This window comes from Pseudomonas sp. B21-056 (assembly GCF_026016325.1).
In the GTDB taxonomy this organism is placed as follows: Bacteria; Pseudomonadota; Gammaproteobacteria; order Pseudomonadales; family Pseudomonadaceae; genus Aquipseudomonas.
On the sequence record NZ_CP087203.1, the window covers coordinates 3,032,996 to 3,044,639 of the forward strand.

Annotated in this window: 1 protein-coding gene (only partly in view); it reads left to right on the forward strand. The window is 63.9% G+C overall.

Features of this window, described 5'->3' with window-relative positions; translation table 11 throughout:
• Nucleotides 1-11,166 carry the 3' portion of a non-ribosomal peptide synthetase gene (locus LOY67_RS13025; protein WP_265067558.1) on the forward strand. 1,893 nt of this gene lie to the left of the window's left edge, so the window shows 11,166 of its 13,059 coding nt (coding positions 1,894-13,059); the start codon falls outside the window, past its left edge; it ends in the stop codon at nucleotides 11,164-11,166.
• Nucleotides 11,167-11,644: the final 478 nt, after the last annotated feature.

The window sequence follows — 11,644 nt, forward strand, 5'->3', positions numbered from 1 at the left end:
CTGCTGGCAATCCTGAAGGCGGGCGGCGGTTATGTGCCGCTGGATCCGGCGTATCCGGCGGATCGGATTGCCTACATGCTGGAGGACAGCGCGCCGGCGGTGGTTCTGGCCCAATCGGCAACGGTCGGCTTGTTGGCTGGTGCTTTGATGCCGGTGATTGATTTGGGTAGCGGGCTCTGGCAGGACGAATCCGTTCTGAATCCTCAGGTTCTTGAGCTGACCTCTGCACATCTGGCCTATGTGATCTACACCTCCGGTTCGACCGGTTTGCCGAAAGGCGTGATGATCGAACACCGCAATACGGTGAATTTCCTGACCTGGGCCCATCGGTCGTTCGATGCGCAAACCTTGTCGAAAACCCTGTTCTCGACCTCGCTTAACTTCGATCTGGCGGTGTACGAGTGCTTCGCACCATTGACGTCGGGCGGCAGCATCGAAGTCGTGACTAATGTGCTGGAACTGCAGCAGGGCGAGCACGACATCACCTTGATCAACACCGTGCCGTCGGCGCTCAAGGCGTTGCTGCAATCCGGTGGGCTGGGCGAGGGTGTGGACACGGTCAACGTGGCCGGTGAAGCGCTCAAGCGCAGCCTGGTGGAAGCGCTGTTCGAACAGACCTCGGTCAAGCGGCTGTGCAACCTCTATGGTCCTTCGGAAACCACGACCTATTCGAGCTGGGTATCGATGGCTCGCGAAGATGGATTTGCCGCGCATATCGGCAAGCCTGTCGCTAATACCCAGTTCTACCTGCTGGATGAGCACAAGCAACCCGTACCGCTGGGTGTTCCAGGGGAAATCTACATCGGTGGCGCCGGTGTCGCCCGTGGTTATCTCAATCGTGATGACCTGACCGCCGAGCGTTTCCTCAAAGATCCGTTCAGCAGTGAACCAAACGCCCGGATGTACAGGACCGGCGACCTGGGTCGCTACCTGCCGGACGGCAACATCGAATACCTCGGCCGCAACGACGATCAGGTGAAAATCCGCGGCTTCCGCATCGAACTGGGCGAGATCGAAGCCAAGCTCGCCCAACACGAGGCTGTGAAAGAAGCCGTAGTGCTGGCCCGTGAAGACGTGCCGGGTGACAAGCGTCTGGTGGCTTACTTCACCGAATCGGAAACGGTGGACATCGAAACCCTGCGCAGCCATCTGCAAGCGCGGTTGCCGGAGTACATGGTGCCCGTGGCCTACGTACAGCTCGACGCTCTACCGCTGACCCCTAACGGTAAGCTCGACCGCAAGGCCCTGCCTGCCCCCGACCACGACGCATTGATCAGCCGCGGCTACGAAGCCCCCCAGGGCGAAATCGAAACCACCCTGGCGCAGATCTGGCGGGACCTGCTCAAGGTCGAGCGCGTTGGTCGTCACGACCACTTCTTTGAACTGGGCGGCCACTCCCTGCTGGCTGTCAACCTGATCGAAAGGATGCGCCAGGCTGGCCTGAGTGCCGACGTTCGCGTCCTGTTCGGCCAGCCGACATTGATGGCGCTGGCGGCAGCGGTCGGCAGCGGCAGCGAAATCCAGGTACCGGCCAACGGCATCCCGCTCGACTGCGCGCGGATCACGCCCGACATGCTGACGCTGGCCCGTCTGGACCAGGATGCCATCGACCATATCGCGTCGACGGTGCCGGGTGGCATGGGCAACATACAGGACATCTACCCGCTGGCGCCGTTGCAGGAAGGCATCCTCTATCACCATCTGGCCGCCGAACAGGGCGACCCTTACGTGTTGCAGTCGCAGTTCGCCTTCGACAACCGCGAGCGTCTGGATGAGTTCGTCGAGGCGTTACAAGTGGTGATCGATCGCCACGACATCCTGCGTACCGCCATCGTCTGGGAAGGCCTCGACGAACCTCAACAAGTGGTCTGGCGCGAAGCACGGCTGGGGTTGGAGGCGTTCGTTGCGGATCCGCAGGCTGGCGACGTCACCGCGCAACTGCACCGTAGCTTCGACGCCCGGCACTATGCCCTGGACCTGACCCAGGCGCCGCTGATGCGCCTGGCATGCGCAGAAGACCCGTCCAACCAGCGCTGGATCGCGATGCTGCTGTTCCACCACATCGCCCTCGATCATGCGGCAATGAAAGTGGTGCAGCGTGAAATGCTGGCGTATCGGCTTGGCCAGGCTGACCAGTTGGACAGCCCCGCGCCGTACCGCAACTATGTGGCCCAGGCGCGCCTGGGGGTGAGTCGTGAAGAGCACGAGCGTTTCTTCCGCGAGATGCTCGCTGACGTCGATGAACCAACGCTGCCGTTCGGTCTGCAGGATGTGCAGGGTGACGGTAGTGAGATGGAGACCACCACACGGCTACTTGACAGCGACCTGAGCCGTCGCTTGCGGCGTCTGGCACGCCAGTCGGGCGTGGGCGCGGCGAGCCTGCACCATCTGGCCTGGGCACAGGTGCTAGGCCGGGTATCGGGCCGCAGCGATGTGGTGTTCGGCACGGTCCTGATGGGGCGGATGCAGGGCGGCCAAGGAGCCGATCGCGCATTGGGCATGTTCATCAATACCCTGCCGCTTCGCGTCGATGTCGATGAGTTGGACGTCAAGGCGGGCGTCAAGGCGGTTCATGCCCGGCTGACAGCCCTGCTGGGGCATGAGCATGCGCCGTTGGCCCTGGCCCAGCGTTGCAGTGCGGTTACCGCGCCAACGCCGCTGTTCAGTGCCTTGCTGAACTACCGTAACTCCAGCGAGCAGGCGGCTGGACAGGACACCCTGGCGGCCTGGCAGGATATCGAAATACTGAGCGGCGAATCACGTACCAACTATCCGCTGACCCTGTCGGTGGATGACTTGGGTGAAGACTTCGCCTTGACTGCTCTGGCCACCCAGGGCGTGGATGCGCAGCGGATCTGTGCCTACATGGAAACCGCGCTGCACAGCCTGGCCACGGCACTGGAGTTCAACCCCGGGACATGCTTGCATAGCCTGGAGATCTTGCCCCAGGCCGAGCGCCGCCAGGTACTCGAAACCTGGAACGCGACAGACCGGGTCTATGCCGGTGCTGCGCTGATTCACCGGCAGGTCGAAGACCAGGCCAGCGCCCAGCCTGAAGCGGTGGCGGTGGTGTATGAAGGCCAGACGCTGACCTACGGCGAACTCAACGTCCGGGCGAATCGACTCGCTCATCGACTGCTGGCGTTGGGAGTCAGCCCGGATGATCGAGTGGCGATCTGTGTCGAACGCAGCCTGGAGATGATCGTCGGGCTACTGGGCGTGTTGAAATCCGGGGCGGCTTATGTCCCGGTGGACCCGGCCTATCCGGCGGAACGTATCGCCTACATGCTGCAGGACAGCGCGCCGGTGGCGGTGCTGGCGCAATCTTCCACGCGCTCGCTCCTGGGCGAGCTCTTGGTACCGGTCCTGGATCTGGATCTGAACATCGCTGCCGAAGCCGTGGCCAACCCGGACGTTCCCGGACTCGGCGCGGGGCATCTGGTTTATGTGATCTACACCTCGGGCTCGACCGGCCTGCCCAAGGGCGTGATGGTCGAACATCGTAACTTGCGCAACCTGGTGGGCTGGCATTGCGAGGCCTTCGGGGTGCGACGCGGCAGCCGCACTTCAAGCGTGGCCGGTTTCGGCTTCGACGCCGCCGCCTGGGAGGTCTGGCCGGCGCTGTGCGCGGGGGCCACCTTGTTGCTGCCACCGGCCCATGCGGGCAGCGAGGATGTCGATGGGTTGCTCGATTGGTGGCAGGCCCAGGCCCTGGATGTGTGCTTCCTGCCCACCCCGGTCGCCGAGTATGCCTTTGGCCGCAACCTGGGCCACCCGCGCTTGCGCACCTTGCTGATTGGCGGTGATCGCCTGCGCAAGCTGCCGGTGGACGCTGCTTTCGAACTGATCAACAACTATGGCCCCACCGAGACCACCGTGGTCGCCACCTCGGGGCGGATCGACGCCACGCAGGCGGTGCTGCATATCGGCAAGCCGGTGGGCAATACCCGGGTCTACCTGCTCGATGCCCGATTGCAACCGGTTCCTGTCGGGGCGACGGGTGAGCTGTACATCGGCGGCGCGGGGGTGGCGCGGGGTTACCTGAACCGTGAGCAACTGACTGCCGAGCGCTTCGTGAGGGATCCTTTCAGCCCGGCCCAGGACGCCAGGATGTACCGCACCGGAGACCTCGGACGCTACCTGCCGGACGGCAACATCGAGTACCAGGGGCGCAATGATGGGCAACTGAAAATCCGCGGCCAGCGCATCGAACTGGGAGAAATCGAGTCCCGGCTCGGCGATTGTGCCGGCGTGCGGGAGGCAGTGGTCGTTGCGCTCGAGGACGCCTCGGGGGACAAGCGTCTGGTGGCCTACTACACGGTGCAGGAGGGTGAAGCCCCGGCACCGACGACCGATAGTCTGCGTGGGCAGTTGCAGGTGCACTTGCCCCGGCACATGGTGCCGTCGGCCTATCTGCGCCTCGATGCGTTGCCATTGACGCCGAACGGCAAGCTTGACCGCCGCGCCTTGCCGGCCCCTGGCAGCGAGGACTATTCGAGCCGGGGCCATGAAGCGCCCGAGGGTGACATGGAAACCCGCATGGCCGGGATCTGGTGCGAGTTGCTGGGTGTGGATCGGATCGGTCGGCATGATGATTTCTTCGAACTGGGCGGCCATTCGTTGCTGGCGATGAGGTTGATCGAACGGATGCGCCAGCTCGGTCTGGCGGTCGATGTGCGCATGCTGTTCAGCCAGCCGACATTGCAGGCTTTGGCCGCTGCGGTAGGCGGGCATCGCGAGGTGGTGGTGCCGGCCAACGCGATCATCGAAGGCAGCCAGCGGATAACTCCGGACATGCTGCCGTTGACTGCCCTGGACCAGACGACGATCGATCGCCTGGTGGCGGGCGTGCCGGGCGGCGTGAGCAATGTCCAGGACATCTACCCGCTGGCGCCGTTGCAACAGGGCATTCTCTACCACCATCTGGCTGCCGAACAGGGTGATCCCTACCTGCTGCAATCACAGTTCGCCTTCGACAGCCGCGAGCGCTTCGATGCCTTCGCCAGGGCGCTGCAGCAAGTGATCGACCGTCACGATATTCTGCGCACGTCGCTCGCCTGGGAAGGCCTCGACGAGCCGGTTCAGATTGTCTGGCGCCAAGCTCCGCTGCATCTGGAAACCTTCATGCCCGATCCGGCTCGCGGTGACGTCGCCAAGCAGTTGCATGAGCGCTTCGACGCCCGGCATTACCGGCTGGACCTGCGCCAGGCGCCGATGTTGCGTCTGATCGTAGCCGAGGACGCGCCCAACCAGCGCTGGGTCGCGACGCTGCTGTTCCACCATACGGTGCTGGACCACACGGCACTGGAAACCCTGGTGCATGAGATGCAGGCCCACCTGCTCGACAGGGCACACGAGTTGGGTCCTGCGGTGCAATACCGCAACTACGTGGGTCAGGCCCTCTTGGGCGGCAGCCAGGAGGAGCATGAAGCGTTCTTTCGCGAAATGCTCGGCGATATCGAGGAACCGACGTTGCCGTTCGGTCGCCAGGACGTGCAGGGCGACGGCAATGATGTGGAGGAGGTGAAACAGGCGGTGGAGGCAGGGCTGTGTCGGCGTCTGCGTGGGCAGGCGCGGCGGTTGGGCGTCAGCGCGGCGAGCCTGATGCACTTGGCCTGGGCCCAGGTATTGGGCCGCGTCAGCGGTCGCGAAGAAGTGGTCTTCGGCACGGTGCTGTTGGGGCGGATGCAGGCGGGGGACGGCGCCGACCGTGCCTTGGGCATGTTCATCAATACCTTACCGTTGCGGGTCAGCCTCGGTGAGCAGGTTGCACGTGAGTCGGTCAAAGCCATCCACAGGCGGCTCACCGAGCTGTTGGGACATGAGCACGCGCCGCTGGCGCTGGCGCAGCGTTGCAGCGGTGTGACGGCGCCGACACCGCTATTCAGTGCGTTGCTCAACTACCGTCACAATGCCGTGACGGTGGAGGTCGGGGCAGAGGCGGTGTGGCAGGGCATCGAGGTTCTCGGTGGCGAGGAACGCACCAACTACCCGTTGTCGCTGGCAGTGGATGATGAAGGCGAAGGGTTCAGTCTGGTCGTGCAGGCGATGGCCGGGATCGATGCCCGACGCATCGCGGGCTACATGCAGACCACGCTCTACAGCCTGGTCAGCGCCTTGGAAAACGCACCCGATACTGCCTTGCATACACTGCAAAGCCTGCCGTCGGCCGAACTTGAGCTGTTGCTGGACACCTGGAACGCCACGCAAGTCAGCTATCCGCTGGAGCAGACGATCCATCAACTGTTCCAGGCCCAGGCGCAGGTATCACCTGATGCCGTGGCCGTCGTCTTTGGCGACCGCTCGTTGAGTTACGCCGAACTGAACGGCCAGGCCAACCGGCTCGCCCATCGCCTGCTTGCGCAGGGCGTGCGCCCGGACGACCGGGTGGCGATCTGTGTGGAACGTGGCCCCGACATGCTGGTGGGGCTGCTGGGTATCCTGAAGTCGGGCGCGGCCTATGTCCCCTTGGACCCGGCGTACCCGAACGAGCGCCTGTCCTACATGCTTGATGACAGCGCGCCATTGGCGCTGGTGGTGCACGGCACCACCCGAGGCCTGTTGGCCGACACCGGGTTGGTGCTCGTCGACCTCGACAGCGCTGAGAGTCAGGCTTTTTCCCCGGACAACCCGTCCGTGCCCGGGCTGACTTCGGCACACCTGGCTTACGTGCTCTACACCTCGGGATCGACCGGCAGGCCAAAGGGCGTGATGGTCGAGCACCGCAGTGTGGTCAACCTGTTGTGGACGATGCGCGACACCCTGGGCGTGGCCCCCAGCGACCGGATGCTGGCACTGACCACCCTGGGCTTCGACATCGCCGGGTTGGAACTCTATCTGCCGCTGATCTGCGGCGCACGGGTAGTGCTGGCCTCCCGTGAACAGGGCCGAGACGGCCAGGCGCTGGCTCGGATGATCGCCTCCCACGGTATCACCCAGGCCCAGGCGACTCCGGCAAGCTGGCGCATGTTGCTGGAGTCGGGTTGGGAAGGCGCGCCCGGGCTGACGGCACTCTGCGGCGGCGAAGCGCTGCCTGTCGACCTCGCCCAGCGCGTGGCGGAGCGGGTCCGGACTTTGTTCAACGTCTATGGCCCGACCGAAACGACGATCTGGTCATCGTCCATGCCGGTCGGGGCCTCAGAGGCGGGTGGCGGCTCGGTCAGTATCGGCCGGCCCATCGCCAATACGCGCTTCTACCTGCTCGACCACCACGGCAATCCAGTGCCTGTCGGCGTTGCGGGTGAGATCTGCATTGGCGGCGCAGGCGTGGCGCGGGGCTATATGAACCGCGCGGACCTTACCGCTGAACGCTTTTTGAAGGATCCGTTCAGTGTCCAGGCGGACGCACGGATGTACCGCACCGGTGACATCGGTCGCTACCTGCCGGACGGCCGGATCGAGTACCTGACCCGCAACGATGGGCAAGTCAAGATCCGTGGCCTGCGCATAGAACTGGGGGAAATCGAAACAGTGCTTGCCGGTTGCCCGGGGGTGAGCGAGGCCGTGGTCATCGCGCGCGAAGACCTGCCCGGCGAGAAGCGTCTGGTCGCGTATTACCGCACCCAGGCCGACCCGCACGCGTCGATGGCCGAGGCGTTGCGGACCTTGGCGCTTGGGCAACTGCCCGAGTACATGGTGCCGGTGGCCTATATGCGGTTGGACGCGATGCCACAGACGCCCAACGGCAAGCTGGATCGCAAGGCGCTGCCGGCACCGGAGTCGACGGCCCTGGGTCTGGACGCCTATGAGGCACCACTGGGTGATGTCGAGCTGCTACTGGCAGAGATCTGGCAGCAACTGTTGGGCCTGGAGCGGGTCGGTCGGCATGATCGGTTCTTTGAATCGGGTGGGCATTCGCTGTTGGCGATGCGGCTGATCTCCCAGGTGCGCCAGCGCCTTGGGGTAGAGTTGACGCTCGGCGATCTGTTTGCTCATTCGCAGTTGAGTGCGCTGGCCCTGGTGGTATCCGGTGCGGCGCGCAGTACGTTGCCGTCGATCGTGCCGGTCGATCGGGATGAGCCGCTGCCGCTGTCCTTCTCCCAGCAGCGCCTGCTGTTCCTGACGCGGATCGAAGGGGCCAGCTCGGCCTATCATTTGCCGGTGGCCTTGCGCCTGACGGGAGCACTGGACCGCAATGCGCTACAGCGTGCCCTGGACCGGATCGTGGCGCGCCACGAAGCCCTGCGTACGACGTTCGTCCAGAGTCCGGAACAACCGGCCTGGCAGCGTATCGCCGCCCGGGACAGTGGGTTTGCCTTGGAAACTCTCGATCTGCGCGCCGACTCCATGGCGCGGGAGTCAATGCAGGCGATGATCGACGGGGAAGCCGGCGCGGTCTTCGACCTCGAGCGCGGACCGCTGATCCGTGGCCGGCTGGTGCGGTTGGCGGATGACGAACATGTATTGATGGTGACGATGCACCACATCGTTTCGGATGGCTGGTCGATAGGGGTTCTGACCCGGGAGCTGGTCACGCTCTACAGCGCCTATCACGAGGGTCGAGAGGACCCACTCCCGGCGCTGGAGGTGCAGTATGCCGACTACGCGGTCTGGCAACGCCGCTGGCTGAGCAACGAAGTGCTCAAGTGCCAGGGCGCCTGGTGGCAAGCTGCTCTGGCCGATGCGCCGGGGCTGCTGATGTTGCCCTCCGACCATCCACGGCCGGCACACCAGAGTTATGCCGGCGCAAGCCTGGCGGTGCGCTTCGATGCGGCGCTCACCGCGGACCTCAAGGTCTTGAGCCAGCGCTATGGCACGACGCTGTACATGACGGTGCTGGCCGGCTGGGCCGCGGTGCTTGGACGACTTTCAGGGCAGGACATGGTGGTCATCGGCTCGCCGACCGCCAACCGCAGGCGAGGGGAAGTCGAGGACCTGATTGGTTTCTTCGTCAACACCCTGGCCTTGCCCATCGACGTGTCGGGCCAGCCCAGCGTCGAAGTCCTGTTGCAACGGGTCAAGATGCAGACGTTGGAGGCTCAGGCCCACCAGGACCTGCCGTTCGAACAGGTCGTGGAACTGGTCAAGCCGGTGCGCAGCCTGTCTCACAGCGCCATATTCCAGACCATGTTGTCCTGGCAGAACACTGAGGGCGCTGAACGGGTCCTGGGTGACCTGAAGCTGGAAGCACTGGGGGCGGCGAGGCGAACGGCGAAATTCGATCTGTCCCTTGACCTGGGCGAGGTCGACGGCTGTATCCAGGGGGCGTTGGAGTACGCCACGGCGCTGTTCGACCGGACGACCATCGAGCGTTACCTCGGTTACCTGGAACGCATGTTGCGGGCGATGGTGGCGGATGCCGATGCGGCCGTCGATGAGATTGCCTTGCTTGGCGAAACCGAGCGCCTGCAGCTGGAACGGTTCAATGCTACTCAGGCTGAATATCTGCTGGAACAGACGATTCATGGGTTGTTCGAGGAACAGGTGCAGCGCACACCGGATGCGCTGGCGGTGCTGCATGGCGGGCAACGCCTGAGCTATGGCGAGCTGAACGAGCGGGCCAACCGGTTGGCGCATTACCTGCGCGGGCAGGGCGTGCGGCCGGATTCGCGAGTAGCAATCTGCGTCGAACGCGGTACCGACATGGTGGTCGGGCTGCTGGCGATCCTCAAGGCGGGTGGCGGTTATGTGCCACTGGATCCGGCCTATCCGGCGGATCGGATTGCCTACATGCTGGAGGACAGCGCGCCGGCGGTGGTGCTGGTTCAGGCTGCGACGGTCGGGTTGTTGGCCGGTGCTTCGATGCCGGTGATCGATCTGGGTAGCGGGCTCTGGCAGGACGAGTCCGTCTCGAATCCGCAGGTGCCCGTGCTGACCTCGGCGCATCTGGCCTACGTGATCTACACCTCCGGTTCCACCGGTTTGCCCAAAGGCGTGATGATCGAACACCGTAATACGGTGAACTTCCTGACCTGGGCCCATCGGTCGTTCGATTCGAACTCCCTGTCGAAAACCCTGTTCTCGACGTCATTGAACTTCGACCTGGCAGTTTATGAATGCTTTGCGCCACTGACGTCCGGCGGCAGCATCGAAGTCGTGACTAATGTGCTGGAACTGCAGCAGGGCGAGCACGACATCACCTTGATCAACACCGTGCCGTCGGCGCTCAAGGCGTTGCTGGAATCCGGTGGGCTGGGCGAGGGTGTGGACACGGTCAACGTGGCCGGTGAAGCGCTCAAGCGCAGCCTGGTGGAAGCGCTGTTCGAACAGACCTCGGTCAAGCGGCTGTGCAACCTCTATGGTCCTTCGGAAACCACGACCTATTCGAGTTGGGTGTCGATGGCCCGCGAAGACGGGTTTGTCGCGCACATCGGCAAGCCTGTGGCGAACACCCAGTTCTACTTGCTGGACGAACATAAACAACCGGTGCCACTGGGCGTGCCAGGGGAAATCTACATCGGTGGCGCAGGGGTGGCGCGGGGTTATCTCAATCGTGATGACCTGACGGCTGAACGCTTCCTCAAGGATCCGTTCAGCAGCGCTGCAAGCGCCCGGATGTACAAGACCGGCGACCTGGGCCGCTATCTCTCGGATGGCAACATCGAATACCTGGGCCGTAACGACGATCAGGTGAAGATCCGCGGTTTCCGCATCGAACTGGGGGAGATCGAAGCCAAACTCGCTCAACACGATGCGGTGAAAGAAGCCGTGGTGCTGGCCCGCGAAGACGTGCCGGGCGACAAGCGACTGGTCGCCTATTTCACCCAGTCGCAAGCAGCGGGCATCGAGGCTCTGCGCGCTCATCTGCAAGCGCAACTGCCGGCCTACATGGTTCCGGTGGCCTACGTACACCTCGACACACTGCCACTGACCCCCAACGGCAAACTCGACCGCAAGGCCCTGCCGGTACCCGCCAGCAGCGCGTACTCCGTGCGTCAATACGAAGCCCCCCTGGGTGACACCGAGATGAAGCTCGCAGCGCTGTGGGCCGAGTTGCTGAAGGTCGAGCGTGTCGGCCGCCATGACCATTTCTTTGAACTGGGCGGGCACTCGTTGTTGGCCGTGGCGCTGATCGAACGTATGCGCAGGGAAGGCATGGAGGCCGATGTACGAGTGTTGTTCGGTCAACCGACACTGGCGTCGGTGGCCGCGGCGGTGGGACAGGTACAACGCATCGACGTGCCCGAGACGAAGATTCCGGCGCTCACGCGTCAGCGACGTATCTGAACCCCTGGGAGCCTGTCTGCTGGCGGCGATGTTGGCTGGGCTGACGTCATCGCGAGCAGGCTCGCTCCCACAGGGGTTCGGGGTGTTCCCCAGATGTTATGCACCTCCACGATCCAGGGTGGGAGCGAGCCTGCTCGCGATAGCGGTGGGCCTGTTGGCATCAATGCTGAGTGTGCCACCGCCATCGCGGGCAAGCCCGGCTCGCACAGGATCTACCTCCGCCTGCCCCCCCCCCCCGCCGGGACTTGTCCCTGCTTCCCATGACAGACATGCCCTACTGAATGCTCTAATTTTTTTTGGCCTGTAAGGAGACAGTCCCGGAGAGGGATCTCCTTCGGTTGAACATGACGATATTCACTGCATTGGCCTGCCCGACGTGATCGGCCCATCACCGCCAATCCTCGCGTCCAGGCGACACGCCGTCTCTGAAAGTCACATTGATCGTCAACCACTCCGAACCAGAAAAGCAGGTCCTTCG